The organism is bacterium, from assembly GCA_030649025.1.
Lineage (GTDB): Bacteria > Patescibacteriota > Minisyncoccia > JAUYLV01 > JAUYLV01 > JAUSGO01.
The window spans coordinates 24,408-41,709 of the sequence record JAUSGO010000029.1 but is presented as its reverse complement, the minus strand read 5'-3'; the positions used below and the strand labels follow the sequence as shown (position 1 = coordinate 41,709).

19 protein-coding genes and 1 tRNA gene are annotated in these 17,302 nt (G+C 48.3%); 6 read left to right on the top strand and 14 right to left on the bottom strand.

Annotated features, from left to right (window positions below; translation table 11 throughout):
• Both Q7S09_04345 and Q7S09_04340 read left to right on the top strand, forming a co-directional pair.
• Nucleotides 1–681 (top strand): helicase C-terminal domain-containing protein (locus Q7S09_04345; GenBank protein ID MDO8558385.1); only part of this gene is annotated, 681 nt, incomplete at its 5' end.
• Between the two features lie 105 nt (nucleotides 682–786).
• Complete coding sequence (locus Q7S09_04340) at nucleotides 787–1,050, top strand: topoisomerase DNA-binding C4 zinc finger domain-containing protein (GenBank protein MDO8558384.1); 264 nt, start codon at nucleotides 787–789, stop codon at nucleotides 1,048–1,050.
• A 14-nt stretch (nucleotides 1,051–1,064) separates the two neighbouring features.
• On the opposite strand, the gene Q7S09_04335 is transcribed toward Q7S09_04340, so the two are convergent.
• The 4 genes from Q7S09_04335 to Q7S09_04320 form a co-directional block, all read right to left on the bottom strand.
• Complete coding sequence (locus tag Q7S09_04335; GenBank protein MDO8558383.1) at nucleotides 1,065–1,958, bottom strand: tyrosine-type recombinase/integrase; 894 nt, start codon at nucleotides 1,956–1,958, stop codon at nucleotides 1,065–1,067.
• 966 nt (nucleotides 1,959–2,924) lie between these two features.
• The gene (locus Q7S09_04330) at nucleotides 2,925–3,440 is read right to left on the bottom strand and encodes a class IV adenylate cyclase (GenBank protein MDO8558382.1); all 516 of its coding nucleotides are present in this window, start codon (nucleotides 3,438–3,440) and stop codon (nucleotides 2,925–2,927) included.
• A gap of 240 nt (nucleotides 3,441–3,680) precedes the next feature.
• Nucleotides 3,681–3,754: transfer RNA gene (locus tag Q7S09_04325), tRNA-Val, on the bottom strand.
• Between the two features lies 1 nt (nucleotide 3,755).
• Nucleotides 3,756–4,385 (bottom strand): hypothetical protein, encoded by a 630-nt coding sequence (locus Q7S09_04320; protein MDO8558381.1) that lies wholly within the window; start codon nucleotides 4,383–4,385, stop codon nucleotides 3,756–3,758.
• Between the two features lie 551 nt (nucleotides 4,386–4,936).
• Between Q7S09_04320 and Q7S09_04315 the strand changes: the two genes are divergently transcribed.
• A complete protein-coding gene (locus Q7S09_04315; protein ID MDO8558380.1) occupies nucleotides 4,937–7,027 on the top strand; it encodes a hypothetical protein in 2,091 nt (696 codons plus the stop codon).
• Nucleotides 7,028–7,144: 117 nt separating this feature from the next.
• Here Q7S09_04315 and Q7S09_04310 read toward each other — a convergent pair whose 3' ends face one another.
• From Q7S09_04310 to Q7S09_04290, 5 genes are read right to left on the bottom strand one after another with little or no spacing between them, the layout of a single operon-like run.
• Nucleotides 7,145–7,522: a hypothetical protein gene (locus Q7S09_04310; GenBank protein MDO8558379.1), complete on the bottom strand. Its 378-nt coding sequence runs from the start codon at nucleotides 7,520–7,522 to the stop codon at nucleotides 7,145–7,147.
• Between the two features lie 57 nt (nucleotides 7,523–7,579).
• On the bottom strand, nucleotides 7,580–8,002 hold the full coding sequence (gene msrB, locus Q7S09_04305) for a peptide-methionine (R)-S-oxide reductase MsrB (GenBank protein MDO8558378.1): 423 nt from the start codon (nucleotides 8,000–8,002) through the stop codon (nucleotides 7,580–7,582).
• A gap of 48 nt (nucleotides 8,003–8,050) precedes the next feature.
• Entirely contained in the window at nucleotides 8,051–9,337 is a 1,287-nt protein-coding gene (locus tag Q7S09_04300; protein MDO8558377.1) for a GspE/PulE family protein, read from the bottom strand.
• A gap of 46 nt (nucleotides 9,338–9,383) precedes the next feature.
• Entirely contained in the window at nucleotides 9,384–9,953 is a 570-nt protein-coding gene (msrA, locus tag Q7S09_04295) for a peptide-methionine (S)-S-oxide reductase MsrA (GenBank protein MDO8558376.1), read from the bottom strand.
• A 47-nt stretch (nucleotides 9,954–10,000) separates the two neighbouring features.
• Nucleotides 10,001–10,402, bottom strand: a complete 402-nt coding sequence (locus tag Q7S09_04290; GenBank protein ID MDO8558375.1) for a PaaI family thioesterase — start codon at nucleotides 10,400–10,402, stop codon at nucleotides 10,001–10,003.
• A gap of 331 nt (nucleotides 10,403–10,733) precedes the next feature.
• On the opposite strand from Q7S09_04290, the gene Q7S09_04285 reads away from it, so the two are divergent.
• Nucleotides 10,734–11,231 carry a hypothetical protein gene (locus Q7S09_04285; GenBank protein ID MDO8558374.1) on the top strand — a complete coding sequence of 166 codons (498 nt, stop codon included), beginning with the start codon at nucleotides 10,734–10,736 and terminating at the stop codon, nucleotides 11,229–11,231.
• Between the two features lie 174 nt (nucleotides 11,232–11,405).
• Here the strand turns inward: Q7S09_04285 and Q7S09_04280 are convergent, their stop codons facing one another.
• The 5 genes from Q7S09_04280 to Q7S09_04260 all read right to left on the bottom strand — a co-directional run bounded on the left by Q7S09_04280 (nucleotide 11,406) and on the right by Q7S09_04260 (nucleotide 15,289).
• Nucleotides 11,406–11,627: a hypothetical protein gene (locus tag Q7S09_04280; protein MDO8558373.1), complete on the bottom strand. Its 222-nt coding sequence runs from the start codon at nucleotides 11,625–11,627 to the stop codon at nucleotides 11,406–11,408.
• Nucleotides 11,628–11,903: 276 nt separating this feature from the next.
• A complete protein-coding gene (locus Q7S09_04275) occupies nucleotides 11,904–13,247 on the bottom strand; it encodes an FAD-dependent oxidoreductase (protein MDO8558372.1) in 1,344 nt (447 codons plus the stop codon).
• A 167-nt stretch (nucleotides 13,248–13,414) separates the two neighbouring features.
• Complete coding sequence (locus tag Q7S09_04270; GenBank protein MDO8558371.1) at nucleotides 13,415–14,392, bottom strand: cation diffusion facilitator family transporter; 978 nt, start codon at nucleotides 14,390–14,392, stop codon at nucleotides 13,415–13,417.
• Nucleotides 14,393–14,559: 167 nt separating this feature from the next.
• Nucleotides 14,560–14,964, bottom strand: a complete 405-nt coding sequence (locus Q7S09_04265; protein MDO8558370.1) for a hypothetical protein — start codon at nucleotides 14,962–14,964, stop codon at nucleotides 14,560–14,562.
• 145 nt (nucleotides 14,965–15,109) lie between these two features.
• Nucleotides 15,110–15,289 carry a hypothetical protein gene (locus tag Q7S09_04260; protein MDO8558369.1) on the bottom strand — a complete coding sequence of 60 codons (180 nt, stop codon included), beginning with the start codon at nucleotides 15,287–15,289 and terminating at the stop codon, nucleotides 15,110–15,112.
• Nucleotides 15,290–15,442: 153 nt separating this feature from the next.
• On the opposite strand from Q7S09_04260, the gene dnaX reads away from it, so the two are divergent.
• Both dnaX and Q7S09_04250 read left to right on the top strand, forming a co-directional pair.
• A complete protein-coding gene (dnaX, locus tag Q7S09_04255; protein ID MDO8558368.1) occupies nucleotides 15,443–16,567 on the top strand; it encodes a DNA polymerase III subunit gamma/tau in 1,125 nt (374 codons plus the stop codon).
• 11 nt (nucleotides 16,568–16,578) lie between these two features.
• Entirely contained in the window at nucleotides 16,579–17,007 is a 429-nt protein-coding gene (locus Q7S09_04250; GenBank protein MDO8558367.1) for a hypothetical protein, read from the top strand.
• Nucleotides 17,008–17,302 lie beyond the last annotated feature (295 nt).

Here is a 17,302-nt window from a genome sequence, read left to right as displayed (position 1 = left end):
GATTATGAACAACAGGTTCGTTTTTTTGTACCAAAGGGGATTGCGTACAAGGAAGGAAAAGCTAAGCACTTCCAGAAAGCTGCGGCATTCCTGCAAGATGCTATTATCGCATCGGATGGAGGGTCTCTGGTACTTTGCTCAAGTCATGAACAAGTAGAACAACTCTACGAGCTGCTTTACCCAGCTCTTACGCAAAAAAATATACTTCTTTTAAAGCAGGCGCGTGGGAAATCTGCGAGCTCTGTGTTATCCGAATTTCGGCAAGATCTTAATTCGGTATTGATAGGGACGCTAACGCTGTGGCAAGGGGTTGATGTCCCAGGAGATTCTCTGCGCAGTCTGTTCATTTTTAAAATACCGTACAAGCGACCGAGTGCACCGGTTATACGGGCACGCATGGATTTTATAGACGCGCACGGCGGGAATGGCTTTGAAGGGTATTATGAGCCACTTGCCGCCCTAGAGTTAAAACAGGGGTTTGGGCGCTTGATCCGGAAAAAGACCGATGTCGGAATTGCGGTATTACTTGATGAAGGACTATTGGGCCGCCCCCGAATCGTAGCCTCCCTACCAGAAGGCGTGACGGTGCAACGTGCTTCTCCCGATCAAGTCATACAGGCCCTGGCTGCTCTTGCTGCGAATGTGCAGGAGCGCATGGGCACACTTGAAGTAGCGGAATAAGCTTGGCTAATTTTAAGTTAATGCCAAAAACTCAATGAAGCGATCTTATTATCAAATATACTTTAGTGAACGAGGGTGTGGGGTAAATTTACCAACTTCTCACGTATGAGCAGTCATTCAAAATCTGTTGCTAGGGCAAAAAAGGGCATATATCACCGCAATAGTTTTTTCCATCGTGGTGGTTTTAAAAAGAAACAAAAAAATTCCTATCCAGAGCCGCGCATACTACCCGGAGGCTCATTTGCTAAAATAAAACAAGGCTCCTGTCCAAATTGCAGCGAAAAGTTAGTGCCGAAAAAGGGTAAATTCGGTAATTTCTATGGCTGTTCAAGTTACCCTAAATGCAAATTTACTGCTAAGCATTTATAACCAGGCGGTTATTATCAGCTATTCAGCGGATGCTTCGTTATCTGCCCCCTTAGATGCTCAATGTTAGCTGCCAGGTAAATGGTGGTCGTTTTTATATCCGAATGCCCCATCATCTTGGACAGACTATAAATGTCACAACCACCTTCCAGCATGAGCGTGGCAAAGGTATGGCGAAGTTTATGGATGCCAAAATCTATCTTGGAAATCTTTCGCGTCTGCTCCACCAGATGCTTTAAGCCATGGTCCGTAAATCCGCTATTGAAGGTTAATGAGGTAAAGAACTCCGGACAAGTCTTGCGTAGGCGTTTCCGCTCTACTAGGTACTGTAGCAGTATGTCGGCAAGCCGCGTACAGATGGGAACTACCCGGTCCTTGGCTCCCTTACCCTGGCGGACAAATATAGACATGTTTTCAAGATCTACATCTGTGTAGGTCAATTTCAAGAGTTCCTTTTTGCGTAGACCGGCAAATATGTATGTCGCGAATATCGCCTGGTTGCGATAGCGCGTGAATTTGGATACATGCGGATAGTTGTAGACTACCTCTAGCAATCGCATGGAGTCTTGTTTTGACAGCTTCAATGGTAACCGCCTTTCTAACTTTGGTTGTTCTGTATCGTCGGTAGGGTTGGGTCCGCGCATTCTTCCTTCTTTAATGCACCACTCGAAGAATACTTTAAGGGTGTTATGACAGCTGATAAAGGTGCTACTCTTCCAATTGCGCTCTGTCCTACCCCTAAAGAAGAACTCCCGGATGTTGTCTTTGTTCACTTGCTCTATTTCCTCCACGCCCATCATCTTTATGAACGTGTTGGCCACGAAATGGTATCGCTTGATCGTCGCCGGTGAGTTACCGCGAAAATGTGTCGCATAGTCGCAGAAGCGATTAACGAGGAACTTAATCTCCATAAAAAATACTGCAACAAAACTGCTGCAGTATCTTTTCTTTGAGCCGTTGGTCGGAATTGAACCGACGACCTACTCCTTCATTCACACTCCTCCTTAACCTCTATATTGCCCTATACGAGGAGATTAGACTGTATCTTAAGCATTCTCCTTTCGGAGAAGAAGCCTCCCTTGTCAGTCGTTCGGGCGTTCTTAAACGCCACGGTCTGAACCCGGCGTGGGTCTTTAACCGTAATTCGGGATTCATCAGAAAGTTTCCGATCTGATGGGCAAGAAGACAAAATGTCTCACCATGGAGTTGCTCTACCAGCTGAGCTACAACGGCATATTTTCAATTTTGAAAATCTCTTTTCCACTCGCTATTCTAACCCATTTGGAAGGTCATCTCCAGTTTTAGAGCGGTGCTGTAAATGAGGAAAGATAATGACTAAAAGGTAATTATCCATTCTCACGTCACCGAGCCATTACCATGGAGTTGCTCTACCAGCTGAGCTACAACGGCATATTGATTTTGGAGGCTCAGCTTTCGCTGAGGCCGCGAGTACGCGGCACTTCGGCGCCGTTACTAAGTTGATAGAACACAGCGAGCGGCGCCTTGCTACAACGGCATATTGATTTTGGAGGCTCAGCTTTCGCTGAGGCCCTCGCTACGCTCGGGATCACGGTTTTCTCCAAATCTGGTATACAAGAGGAGAAAACCTGGACTACAACGGCATGTAATTTTTTAATGCATGCTCAGCTGAATCAGCTAGGCCCCGGTGAGTACGCCGGGATTACGGCCTTTTCAATTTCCGATAGAAAGGCGGAAAAGGCCTAGACTACAACGGCATACATTACCTCATACAGTATACGGATTTACCGGAAAATAGGAAGAGGAGCCTCTTGGGCCTCTCAGGTCTCTTCCTGTAAAAACTAAGTTTTAATCATGACTAAATTAGTCATGATCAAATAAAAACGAACAAAATCCCGTCACTTCTTCAAAAGAAGGTCGCTGTAGGAGACAGAAACGAGGTCAGTGTCGCTAATACCGAATAACTGCATATAAAGCTGGCATTGCTCCTGTAGTTTTTCTTTTTCGATAGAGCCATCCTTGTCGATCGCTTCTATCTCTACGAAAGCGCCAAGCTCTGCAACTTCATCAATGTGGAATTTCACATTTTCTATAAAATAGATCTCCCTCTTTTTATCTACCACAACAAGTACTCCAAGGCTTTTCTCCAAAATCTCTTTCAGTGATGTCCTTGGGGTCGTCGGAAAAAGCGTTACGTGAGATTCTTTCGGGCCTTCCTTGTCCTTTCTTTCATAGTAAATGAGGTAATTCTCTATGTCCCCTTCACGTAGTTTTAACCGTCCACGCTGGACATTGAAATACATATCTATTTGATGGTCCTTGCCATGAAAATCCGCATTCTTTGAAATGAGTATCTGTCTGATCCTTTCCGAATCGGAACATCTTGCCTTTATTTCCACGTTGAGATGGGACATGGGCAAAGCTTATCATAGACGATAAATTAAAACACGCCCGCAAGGAGCGTATTTCGGTTTCTGGTGGGCGGTACAGGATTCGAACCTGTAGTCCTGGGCGGCTTTTATACGATTAAAAACATTGAAGCCTCCTAGGCAAGTCCTCATTTTTCAGAAACATCGTACTTGCCCGTGGAATAAAAGACTTCTGTATTCCACCCCGCGAAAAGCAAAGACATTTGCTTTTCGCCCCCTGCAATGTGCGCGCGCCTGGACTTGAACCGGGGACCTCTGCAATGTGAATGCAGCGCTCTAACCAGCTGAGCTACGCGCGCGTTAGTCACCCACGATATTTTTCATCTTATTGATGAGTTTTTTATGCGGGCGCTCGAAAATATCGCGCAGGAAGTTATCATACATGCCGTACCGATAAATGAATTCCTGCGCAAGAAGCACTGCGTAACGGAGTTCCTTCCCGACATCCGCCTCCAGACCTCGCATAAATGATGCAACGGATTTGGCATGCAACGCATCGCCAACGACAAGTACGTCGAGCCTCGCCTTTTCATCGTTCAGCAAATGGCCCGCGATGACTGCGAGTTTAACTCTGCCAAGCTTCTTTATGGCATCGATCTTTTTATCCCATGCGGTCGGCGACGATTTAAGCACGAGGCTGCGCAATTCATTGAAAAACGCAAAGTGTGGGTTGATATGATATATCGTTTCTTTCTTGATGCGGACGCGCCGCTTGATTTTTTTTGTCGTCCGTATCGTACGGGTTCGTATAAGATCAATGGCCAGAAACTTCTTGATTTGACGCGCAAGTTCGCTTGATGCGACCCGCAACCTTCGGGCTCCGTCCTTAATGGAAAAAGCCTCGTTGGGGTTGCGCAAAAAAAGCTTTAATGATTTTACTTTCACCGGGGAATCAAAAAGTTCTCCTAAAATATCTTTTTCGTAATGCATAAAAAAATTCAGCCCAGACATTTGAAGCGCGAAACGCCAAGCATAGCGCCGGCGCCTTACCGTCGGGTATGGGATAGATGTTAAGGACTTTTTCAGTATAACACTCTTTAAAAAATGGTATAGGCAATAATATGCTCTGCCGCCTACGTTGACAGAAGTTTCCCGAGATTGGCATATTATTTGATTTTTTAAGTTCTGGCTTCCTCTATTTAGAAAAGTAATGAAGCGTCAGGAGATATCCCTTGGATAAGCTATGGATATCTTGGGAAATGTCTCCGTAATATCATGATGAATCAAAAACGTCAAGGATGTGCTGGGGCTCGGCAGGGAGTATACTGTAATTATGAAGGGCGGGCGCGATGCAAGGACTTTTGCTTCGCGTGGGCGGGAACCATGTTCCAAGTGCATGGCATCCGTCCAAGAATACGGCGTTACTGTACAGAAAGCACATCATACAATCCTATCTTTCTCAATGATCCGCAGGGCAAGGTAAGCATTGATGCTACTTGTAAGTCAGGTATTCTGCCGACTAAAGGCCTTCGTGGGCTTCCATGAGAAAGGACTCTAAAAAATCTTCAGCGCTCATAATGCTCCCGGCATTGAAAGCCGAGGTGAGGGAGCTTGTGCATTTGCCAAGAAGAAGCCCGGATGTTGCCGTAACATTTGCCTATGAGCCGACTCATGTGAACGAAATCCCCTTGGGGAATCTGTACATGATCGGACACATTGAAGACGCTTCCTTACAGGAACAAACGCTCCTAAATTCTCTTTTTTTGGAAGTACGGCGGACATACTACCGCACTGCGCACGGCTTGCCGGAAGAACGCTTCCACCGCACGCTTCAACAACTCAATACCTACCTGCAGGAACACATCGAAACGTCTACGTTCACATCGCGTCCCGCCCGATGCCATATACATCTTATGGTCATTGCGGACGGCGCAGTTCTCGTGAGCGAAACGGGTTCGGTTTTTTCGTATTTGGTGCGGGGTGAACTTATAAGCTCCATAAGCCACAAAAACGCTCCGGAGCTTGCAACCACTTCCGCATATCCCTTTACGCACCTTGTGCGCGGAAGGCTTATGGCCCAAGACCAGCTTTTGGCGGTAACGCCTCATTTTATCGACACTTCGCTCATTGAAAAGATAGATTCGGTGTTTCTCTCGCCCCCCCTGCTTGAAGAACTCACACAACATGCAAAACTGCATCTTGCCCAGGATATCAATAACGAAGGCCGTGCCGCAGCCGCCATCATCACGCGCATTTCAAATACCTCGGCAATCGAGCAACCCGATCTTTCCCTGGGAGACGGTGGAGAATTTTTGCATCATACTTCTCGCCCGGAGACGCGTCCGAACCATAGGAACCTTGCCTCTCCCAACCCGCGAAGTCCCAGAGCCTCCCCTTCAATGATCAACCAGATGCTGGAAAGCATGGCGCCGGGCGGCAGAGAAAAGTATGATTTTGCAGAAGAAATTCCCCGAGAAAAAATGCGTCGCACGCCTTTTAAGATCTTTGCGTCGGGCGCAACACGATACCTTCTTCGTTGGTACGTCCTTCTTCCGGTAGTCTCAATATTATTACTTACCGGAATGATTCCGCATATCGTACGCACCCATGAGGAGACGACATCGCGTGTACTGTTAAGTGATCGGATGAGCGATCTGACGGCGCGGATACGGACGGAGAAACAGGAAGTATCGCAAATTCAAAAACGCTCGATGCTCGCCGATTCGCTTCAGGCTCTGAACGGATCGCTGTTCCAGAAGAATATTCCCGAAGAGACCGAGGAAGTCCGTCTCATTCTGGAAAATGCCATCCGGCAGATAGACCGGATCACGCCCATATCTGTTTTTGTCCTTGCCGACTTTTCCAAGCTTGCCATTGAATTTTCACCGGAAATCCTTCTGGAAGGAGAAATGAACGACTATATCATTGCCGAAAAAAGTTTCGTGCAGCTATTACGCGTCACTGAAAACCAAAATCTGCGGTTCCTTATAACCGGCATAATAAGCCAAAAAAAGACGCTGGCAGTCGCCGTAACGGCGGAGGGCCAAAAGCGTCTTGCGCTATTGACGCCGGACATGTTTGCGGTTTTTGAGCCGCAAACAAAAACGTACCGGGAGCAGGATATCAGAATTCCAAAAACCATTACGGAGCCTGTATTTTTGGTAAGCGGCGTAAAAGAAATCTTCGCCGTCTCGCAAAATGGTCCCATCGCGCGTAAAATGCTCAACGAAAAAAAGTCTGATGTGTTTACGCCTCTTGCGCTTGGAAAACAATATAACGCGCTTGCGTGGCGCGGAGCCGCGGTGCTCTCACCTGCCCTCTATCTTCTTTCCGAAGACCACCGGCTTCTGCAAGTCGTCGGGGGGAAAGTCACAAGCGACAAGACGCTTGGCATCTCCGAGAATTTTGGCGGCACTGTGCGCCTTCGGGGGCTTAAAGGAAGCAAGCTTCTTGCAATTCTCGACGAAGAAAACCGCCGCATTATCATTGCCTCTCCGGACGGAAAGATCGTAAAACAGTATCGCCATGAATTATTTATCGATATGCGCGATAGCATTGAAGCGCCGGATGGCACAATACTAGTTCTTACCGAGACACTCCTTTTGCAAGTTTCCGATCCGGGATCGGGCTGACCCGGTAGCAAAAACTCGGCCCTTGCCAAAGGCCTTTGCTTACTGCAAGAATCTGGTGATGGATTTTCTGTCACTTGAAAGTAAAACCGCTCCGTACACGGAGCGGCACTGGAAAAATCAGTGGACAAGACGCTCGAGACACTCGACTTCGCTGTCCTTTTCTCTCGCAAACTGCATGAGCATGCTTATGATGCGCTTCTCAATGGCAGGCCATGCTTTCTCCCAGTCAAGATTTTGACGAAGGGAAATTCGCACGCAAGTTAGCTCAATGCCGATTCTCGCAATCCCGTCAACATCCGAGATGCGCTTGATAATTTCCGGAGTCGTATTGTCGATCTCCGAAATGTCATAGTAGTGCGACTCTTCCGAAATAATCCGGTTTATGTGGTACGCCCGATGCCAGGGAACGTCTGGTCTTGGCTCTATCCATATCAGCACAGGTCCCTTGAAATCATCTGCCTCCCCGTTGTCAGGCCTATTGAAAAGAACACTCATGATGACACCTCTTGTGCTTGATAGTATACCTCGCGCCGGATAAAATTCAAACCGTGCCTACTTCTCTTCAAGATCAAGGCAAACGGAATTCATGCAATATCGCTTCCCCGTGCTAGGACCGCCCGCCTTGCCCGCAAAGCGAGGCAGGTCGTCAAACACATGGCCAAGATGGGACCGGCATTTTTTACAGACAACTTCCGTGCGGTTCATTCCATGACTTGCATCACTCACATGCTCCACGCTTTCGGGTAGAGCTTGGTCAAAGCTCGGCCATCCGGTCCCCGAATCGAATTTGGCATCGGAGGAAAAAAGCGGATTGTTGCATGCCGCGCAGTTGTACGTTCCGCTTCTTTTTTCATGAACGTATCCACCGGAAAACGGCGCCTCGGTTCCTTTCTGACGCAACACCGCATACTGCTCCGGAGTAAGTTTTTCTTTCCACCCATCTTCCGTTTTCGGCATGGGTTTTTCTTGCTTCATGTTACTAAAGGTAGGGCCAATCGCGTTTTACGAACTATCCGCGAGACATTATTCAAGAGTTGCCTTCAGTATCTCTTCAAGCGCGGTGCGTCCGGTAAGCGCCTTGGCAAATCCATCCTGAAACATCGTGACCATGCCTTCCTGCAGAGCCTGTTCGCGTAAAGCCTGGGCGGACGCGCGCTTCTGTAAAAGAGCCCGCATCGCATCGCTCACATCCAGCACTTCGAAAACCGCAGTGCGGCCCTTAAAGCCGGTATGCATGCACGCGTCACAGCCTTTGGCGCGAAAAAGCATGGGCGGGCGTGGAATTGGCGTGAGATGCGGCATACGCTTTTCAATATCATCAATGATGCGTCCAAGGTCGTACCGCGTCTCTAGACCCTTGTAGACGTCCGGATCAAGTGTGTAAGACTCAACGCAGTGGGCGCAGGGCATCCGTACCAGACGCTGCGCGATCATAAGCGTTGCGGCGGATGCGATGAGATAAGGCTCAATACCAATCTCCAAAAGTCTGATGAGCGCGCCTACGGCATCGCGCGTATGCAGTGACGAGAGTAGAATGCGGCCCGTTAATGACGCCTCAATGGCAGCTTCGGCGGTCTCCCGGTCGCGTATCTCCCCTACCATAATGACATCGGCATCCTGGCGCAGAAGGCCCCGCAGCCCCACTGCGAACGAAAGCCCCGTGCCGCTTCCTGCCTGTATTTGATTAACGCGCGGGATGGCGTATTCCACGGGATCCTCGATAGTATTGATGTTGGCGCCCACGCCGCGTTCGGCAATGAGCGATTGCAAAAGCGTATAGAGCGTGGTACTTTTGCCCGCTCCCGTCGGCCCGCATACCAGTATCATGCCGTAGGGCTTCCGGATATTTTGCAGAATGGTAGTAGCGGCGTGTTCGTCAAATCCTAATTCCGTAAGCGCGAGCATTTTTACCTCGCGCGGGAGTACGCGTAGCACGATCTTTTCCCCGAACATGAGCGGCAGAACGGAAGTTCGAAAATCTACCATTTTCTCCCCGAACTTTCCCACAAAGCGCCCATCCTGCGGCACGCGATGTTCATCTATCTTAAGATTGGCAAGCACCTTGATGCGCGCAAGCACTTTCTCGTGCGTTGGTCTGGTAAATACACAGGCATCATACAGCAAGCCGTCAATGCGAAAACGGCAGACAACGTCTTGCTCATACGGCTCAATGTGTACATCGGACGCGCCGCGATCAACGGCAAATTGCAGCAGCATTTCGGTTAGCCGTACAGTCTGCTGCGGATCTTCTGATCCTTCGGCAAGTCGGCTTATCCGTTGGGCTTCTTCCTGCCCGAGAATAGTAGTCATATGGGGAAGTATATCACGAAAATCCCGCCCACGTACTCACCAGATATTACGGAATGTCCTTAAGCAACTGGGCGAATCTCTTTTGCGCTTTTTCCAGTTTTGAATTTATGACAAGTTCGCAATAGGAATTCTGCGGATTTTTTGCATAGTAATCACGGTGATAATTTTCTGCTTCGTAAAAATGGGTAAGCTCCTTAACTTCGGTCACGATAGCGCCGCCGTCGGAGTGTGATTCGTTGAGTTCCTTGATAAATTGCCCTGCTTCCTGTTTTTGTTCCCTGGTCGTATACAGGATAATGGACCGGTACTGCGGCCCTATGTCATTTCCTTGCCGGTTTTTTGTTGTGGGGTCATGGGTCGAGAAAAAAACCGAAAGAAGATCCGTAAAAGAGATACTCGTCGGATCATACGTGATGCGGATAACTTCCGCATGTCCCGTTCTGCCATCACAGACATCTTCATAGGTCGGATCCGCCTTTGTCCCTCCTGCGTAACCCGGCATTACCGAAATAATGCCCTTGAGCATTTTAAATACCGCCTCCGTGCACCAAAAGCAACCACCACCAAAAACCGCCATCTCTGTGTTTGTGTGTTGCGTTTCCACAAAATCCATCATACACCAAAGGATTCATATTAAAAATCCGCCGTTCGGCGGATGTGCGGCTACTCTTTAGGTTTTGCAAAGCGCAATGTGAAATGAGCCCTTTTTTCTGACCCGCAGAAAACCTCAACGATAACGTGCAAAGACTTCTTGTCTATGGCTACCACGTCGGCCCGGGCGAGAATAACCTCATCGATTCGAAAAGGACCGTAGTAGTCCCCGTGGACATTCGCAAGCGGGGTGTGTCCCGCGGAAATCCTCGACATTGCCGCGTATACTCCGGCAAAGTCGGCAATAGAGAAGGAAACTCCGCCCTGCACCATTCCCTGTGTAATAAGCATCTCGTGAGTAACTTTGGCGCTCACGACTGCAAAGCCCGTCTCAAGTCTCTCCAGTTTTGCGCCAAGGAGCCTGGAGAATGGATGCTCTCCAAAGCCCTGTTCCAGTTCTTCAATGCGTGTCATTCGGCACCTCCGTTATTTTTCAGCATTCCTCTTTCTTATTCCCATGTCAATCTTGACAATTATATTTTATATGCTATAATGTAATTACACTCAAAAATAGCCTTATTTGAGTGCTCTCGTAAGCCCTTACTCAACAAACTTCGGCTTGCTGACAGACAATGTTATCTTAAGCTTGCCAAAGGAACCCTACGGGGAAATGGGGAGGCGAAGAACAGAACGGAGAAAGGCAATGATACAGAAATTGGTTGGCATTTTGAAAACACATTGGACCGGACTTGGGGTAGTGGCTAGCCTAATCACCTTTTTGGCGGCACACGCTAGTCATGCTTATTTGTCCGTCAATTCGTATCCGAAAATGTACTTGCCCTTTCTTGGCGTAGTTGCCAGCATGTTCTTGTACACTGTGGCCTGGGATATTTTTTTCAAGAAGCGCAACCGGCAGCTCATTTCCACCAAACCCCGCATCCACGTCTGGACGCACAACGGCCTTACCATGGCTGCGGCAGATGCCGACGTGGAGCTTGCGATTCAGCAGCGGGAAAGATATCGCCTTGCAGTTAATCTACCGGCAGAGACGCCCATACGAATTCGGCCAGCATACTTTGCGCTGTTTTCCGAAAAATTCAAGTGGACAGATTACTGTATGCTCAACTCGATGCATGAATTGGTCGAGTTGATGGAGCTCTGTGTCGTTGTCCGTACCGAGATGGAGGTTCCGGAAAATGTTATAAAGGTCGGTGCCAGCGGAGCGATTTCCGTAATAACGCTGTGGAAGCTCATCACTAACTGCCGCGATGCGGAATTCCATCCAAAACCGGCTACCGTCTAAGCATCGCCTTGCCCCCACACCAATGTACATTGGTGTGAGCTCGCAAAGCGAGCGGGGGCTTGCGCCGTTCCTTGTATTACCAGGAACGGCGCATCACTTTTTCCGAAAGAAACATGCAAATAAAAAACCGCCGGATGATATCGGGCGGCCTAAAAGCGCGAGGAGACGCATGAACTATTGTCCGTTTTTCGCGTCTTCAAAAAGAACGCTGTTGAAAAAAGTTCCTGGAACCTCCTGCAAAAATACCCTGGTAGAGAAACTGTGAACCTCTGTTCTTTCCACGGTATACGTGTGGCCGACTTGCAAATGCCGTTGAGCATTTTTCTGGTCACCCGGGTATCCGTTATTCGGATGAGAAAATACCACCCTGCTTCCTGGTTTGGCGTAAATGTTCATTGTTACTACCTCCGTTGTAAAAGAATGGCTAGGATTACCAAAATACATTGTAGCAGATAGAATGGTAAACGTCAACACGTACGGCAATTTGAGAAAAAAATCTCAAATCCACTGCTACTTGCTTATATCCGGCAGGGAGGAGTCATGAGAGAAGTTCTTCGCTCATGATCCGAGAGAACCGGATATGTCCTTGATATTTTGTTAAATAAGCAAGTAGTCATGTTTTAACAAATAAAACCGCATGGACAATGTCCATGCGGTTCTCTTTCATAATTTCTAAAGTCCCAGGTTTTTCCTGAATCGTTCCTCGTCAAACCGGTAGTCTTCTCCAAGGGAATGCACGATGTACTTGGCAAAGCGCATTCCGTTGTACACGCTCACGGACGCACCGGGAGAAGGCGTAGTGACAAAAAGGCAACTCTCCCCTTCGATGGTGACGTCACCCATGATCATCTCTCCTTTTGCAAGATTAATGATCTGCGGGCGAATGCCTCCCGCACCCCGCCGAAGTTTGAGATCTTTGTAGCGGATGGTGGGAATGATGGGGCGGACCTCGCGCAAGAAAAGCGCTTTGCCGATGACGGGCAAGTCGTACAAAAAGTGCTTCGATACATAGCTCAAAATGCGTCTGTTCGCAAGTATCTTCCCCAAACTCCATATTCCGTGCCCCACCGCCCAGGGAGACCTGAGGAACAGCTTCAGATAATCCCACAAAGTCTCATAGTGATAGCGCTCCATGAGCGGAAGCGGTTTTGTGGTCGGGCCGAATCGCGTATCGTTCATGTTCAGGATATCCGGATCTCCGTGGATTGCGGCGAAGGGCAGACCCTCTATCTGGCATCGGTAGACCTTGGAATCCAACAGGTGGCCTGCGGAGAAAAAGCTTCCGGCAACGGAAAGAATGCTGTATTCCTTGCCGTATCCGAGCTGATGAGCGAAGTGCAGACTGTAGGCGCCGGCGGCAAAAACGACCTCCCGCGCATAAAATCGCATCCCCGTATCCGTTTCCAGAATAAATCCTCCGCCATTTCTGCTTACGGATTTTACTCCCGTATTGAACAGCGCCTCAAGCCGGACATTATTTTTCCCGGCTTCTTTCATCGCATCCTCAAGCAAACATTCCGCGAGCCGCTGATAATTTACGATATAACCCTCGGTGCTCACCAAAGCACAGATGGGTTTGGCGGGGTCTCTTCCTTCCATGATTTTCGGCTCGAGCTTTGCCAGCTCTTCTCTCTCTGCAAGGTGCAAATCGGAATAATACGGGGCAAATTCCATGAATCGTTTGTGTAGCATTTCAACTTCGTCCTGGACCACTCCAAGCGCCATCCGGAGACGCTTTTGAAAAAGCAGAGGGTCGTTTCTTTTCACGCAATACGCGCGAAGCATGTCCGAGCACGCCTTCACTTCCAGGGCATGAGCAAGGCCGTAGTTGGTCTCGGTGCCTCCATCGTGCGAAGTCTGCGCGTTGTTCATGGGATGCGAATTCACCTGCCCCACCCATGGATTTTTTTCAATAATCACTGTGTTTTGGATGTTTGCATAACCTAATGCCCACGCGATCGCGGCACCCGTCACACCCGCTCCCACAATGACGACATCAACCCTTTGTTCGGTCATATTTGATTCCTTTCGCATCGAACGGTCTTTGGGATGAATTTTCAAAGAACCAACTGTATAGGATACAGAAAATATTTCATGCCGTCAATGGCGTTTGGGGTTATTTGCTTTTACCCGTGTAGCAAGAAAAAATCCGCTACACAAAGTGTGGCGGATATAATATAGATCTACGAGTAGTCATACGGATCTTTCTCTTTAAAAATACTGCTTGCGCGTTCCCGGGCCGGCGCGTTATCCGGTTCAATGTGGATGTTTGCCGATCTCAAGCCCGGAAAGGCGTCATGCAGTGCACGCTTGACGCGATGACAGATGTCATCATGGGCTTTTTCAACCGTCAGGTCTTTCCTTACCCCAATATGCAATTCAAGAAAAAATCCTTCTTCAGGCCCACGCGAACGGACCGCATGGCAAAATTCAACCCCCGGCACGCAAAAAACCACCTTGATGACGTCCTGCGGCGGCACCGCTTGCGCATCCGCAAGTACGCGAACGGTCGGAGAGATCATTCCCCAAATAACCCGCAGAATGGAAAAACCGATAAGGAGCGTTACGATACCATCAACCTGCCACCAGCTTGTCCACGCCATGATCCCTGCGCTTGCCAGAACTCCTCCCGAGATCACAAGATCCGCTTTGGTTTCGCTCGCATCGGCAATAAGTAATCCGCTTTTCAGTTTTTTTCCGGCGCCACCCTCATAGAGAACTGTCGCGAGATTTATTGCCATGGATGCGACGAGAATCGCAAGTGCTAAAGTGGGAATCTTAACAGGATGTGGGTTTAAGAATCTCTCGATACCGCCCTCAAAAACTTTGTAGCAGGTAACGGATATCAGAGAAATGATGAGCATCGTCGCGATCGACTCAAACTTGTCGTATCCGTAGGAATATGTTTTATCCGGTTGCTTCTTGGCAAGTTTAATGCCCACAAAACCAACGACATTCGAAAGCGAGTCGCCCAGGGAGTGGAATCCGTCCGCAACGATCATAAGCATTCCTGTTGTAAAACCAAGCGCGATCTTGATAAGAGAAGCGCTGAGGTTCATTACCAGCGTCCAGCCCAGTACGCGCTGAATCTTTTCCAGCCGCAAAAGCCGCTCACGAGCCGTCATGCGCCCTCCTTCTTTTTCCAGTATATAATTTTTCAAAGAACCAACTGTATAGGATACAGAAAATATCTCTTTCTGTAAATAGTGTTTAAAGTTATAGGTCGCTTGCTCGTCCGTGGCATTGTGAAGGAGGAATGTGGAAGTTTTTCTGGCTCAATCGCTGAAAGTTTTCTGAAAAGAAAAAACCACTGGGTGATGCCCGATGGTTATACAGTCACGGTGGACTGCGATAGGGTTTTGATATGGGCCCAACCGGAGATTCTGCCTACCGAGTAACTCACATCAACCCACTCATCTTGTGACAGTTTACTGTATCGCGCTTTGTCGATCATGATGGAGCCTTTCCGACCATCCACTTCCACATACACTATATATTCGTCGTCAACTACGAGGAAAAGACCGGTTACCGCGTGAGCGAGATTGAATTCTTTCTTTGAAATCCTGCCCTTGCCAGCTCTCTCGGCCAAAAACCATGAATCGATGGCTACAAATACGCGCCATGCCACAAGTCCGATAATTACGAGAACTAAACATGCGAGGAGAATGCCAGCGATTGTACCAAGTGGCCAATCCTGAAACATTTCCATAAGTTCATTCAGAATGTAAATCATCTCGAGATCCTCCTATAGAAAACCTGATAGCAAAGTACGGGATATAATATAACTCGCCATCTCTAGCGTGTCAAGTCTGTTCGCGCAACAAGAAAAACCCCGCCAGATTGCGGGGATGGTCTTAAGTTTCGAAAGAGATGCGTTCTTAGCCGTCAAGCGCGACTTCATGATAGCGTGCCATGTCGAAAAGGTATGCTTCCTCGTCGCCGTTGTAGATGTCGCGGATGACTTCTTGTGGGTTCCGGTCGTCGGGCAGGGTATTCTCCCGAATGACATTCCAGATCTTCCGCTTTTGATCTTCGGTCAGGAACTGTGGAGTGCTCATATTTCCTCCATTTGGAATGTTCTGTTTGTATTTCTTAGTATGCGTTCACAAGGAGTAAATGTCAAGCGCTTCTATATCTATATCATAAAATGAATAATTTAAATTTGAACTTCGGCGGTTTTGTGTTATAGTGATTGGAGTTTTCGAATGCATATGCAAAATCTCGTGATCTATAGAAAATATCGCCCACAGAAATTTTCAGAGCTCGTGGGGCAAGAACACGTGGTGCGCACGCTCCAAGGAGCGCTTAAAGCCGACCGCGTGCCACATGCGTACATTTTTACGGGTCCACGCGGAACGGGAAAAACTAGCGTCGCCCGGATATTTGCAAAGGCGCTAAATTGCCAAAAGAAGGGCGTAGAACCCTGCAATGAGTGCCAGTCGTGTATAGAGATAACCGAATCGCGCTCGCTGGATCTTATTGAAATAGACGCCGCTTCAAACCGCGGCATTGACGATATCCGCGAGCTTCGGGAGGGAATAAAATTCGCGCCGATGCATGGGAAGTACAAGGTTTATATCGTGGATGAGTTCCACATGCTCACCAAAGAAGCGTTTAATGCTCTTTTAAAAACCCTTGAGGAACCTCCGAAACACGCGATATTCGTTCTTGCCACTACCGAGATAGCAAAGGTTCCCGATACCATTCTTTCCCGGGCTTTGCGTTTTGATTTCCGGCTTTTGGGACGCGAGGAGATCGTGGGAGAGCTTGAACGTATTTTAAAAAAAGAAGGTATGAGCGTTCAGGCCGAGGCGCTTGGGGAGATCGCGCGAAGCGCTGCGGGTTCCCTGCGCGATGCCGAGACCTTGCTTGAACAGCTGTTCCTTATCGGAAAAAAGAATGTCTCATACGAAGAAGCAAAGGATATTCTGGGATTTGCGGACCTGCACCTCACCCTGGAACTTGCCGAGAAAATCCTGCAGGGAAAGTCTGCCGATGCGCTCGCATATTTTATAGAAGCGTACGAAAAAGGAGAGGATGTGGAACTGATGCTGGGAATGCTGTGCGAATGGGTGCGCAAACTGCTGTTATGGAAACTGGACGAGAAGCTTGGGCCGCTCATTGCCCGAGACCTCTCGCCCGATCACAAGGAGGTATTAAAAAGACACGCCGGGCTTGCTTCCCTGCAAGCGCTTGCCAAAATGCAGTCGCTGCTTATGGATAAAGACGTTGAACTCAAGCGTACGTCATTTCCCCAGCTTGTCTTTGAACTTGCGATCGTGGAAATGGGAGAACTGCTTAAGCAAAACGAAACGCGCAACATTAAATCCGTATAATTCATATCTCTATGTCATCAGAACATCATCGGGAATTACCTTCTCCGGAAGAAATGGAGGAGGCAAAACATATCTGGAGTGAGCTTCTGGAAAACACGGAACCTCGCAAAGATTTACTTGCCCAAGTTGAAGATGCGGAAGCCGAGCCGGGCGGTGTTGCGGGCAAGCTCAAGAGAATGGAGACGCTCTTGGCAGAAACCTCATCCGGCAAGAAAGTAAAACCCGTTTCAGAGTTGGCTCCGGAAGATCTGAAAAAAGAATACCAACAGCTCTACCGGATGCGTGCCGCACTAGAGTCTTCGGACAGTGAAGCGGGTTTTGGCATGCCCAGAGAAGAATTTCTCCAGTTTTCCACCATGCGAATTGAGGAACTTCTAAAAGAATATGGGAGGCGCAAGTCGTCAGATGTGTCCCCGAACATTTCGCCAGAAGGCATGTAGAAGTTTTATTGAAATGCGGGGCCAGCCTCGCCTAGCTCGTCTAGGCGGGTCGTCTCAAATCAGATTATGTTTACGGTATATGTTTTAAAAAGCATGGTTGCCAAGAAGAGCTATGTTGGTGTCACAAACGATCTATCAAGGAGGATCGGAGAGCATAACAAGGGGCAGACATTTCTATACGAAACGGTACACACCCTGGCAGATAATTCACGAAGAAGTATTTGATAATTTTGCTGATGCGCACAAAAGAGAAAAGTATCTGAAATCAGCAGGTGGCAGAAGATTCTTAAAAAAG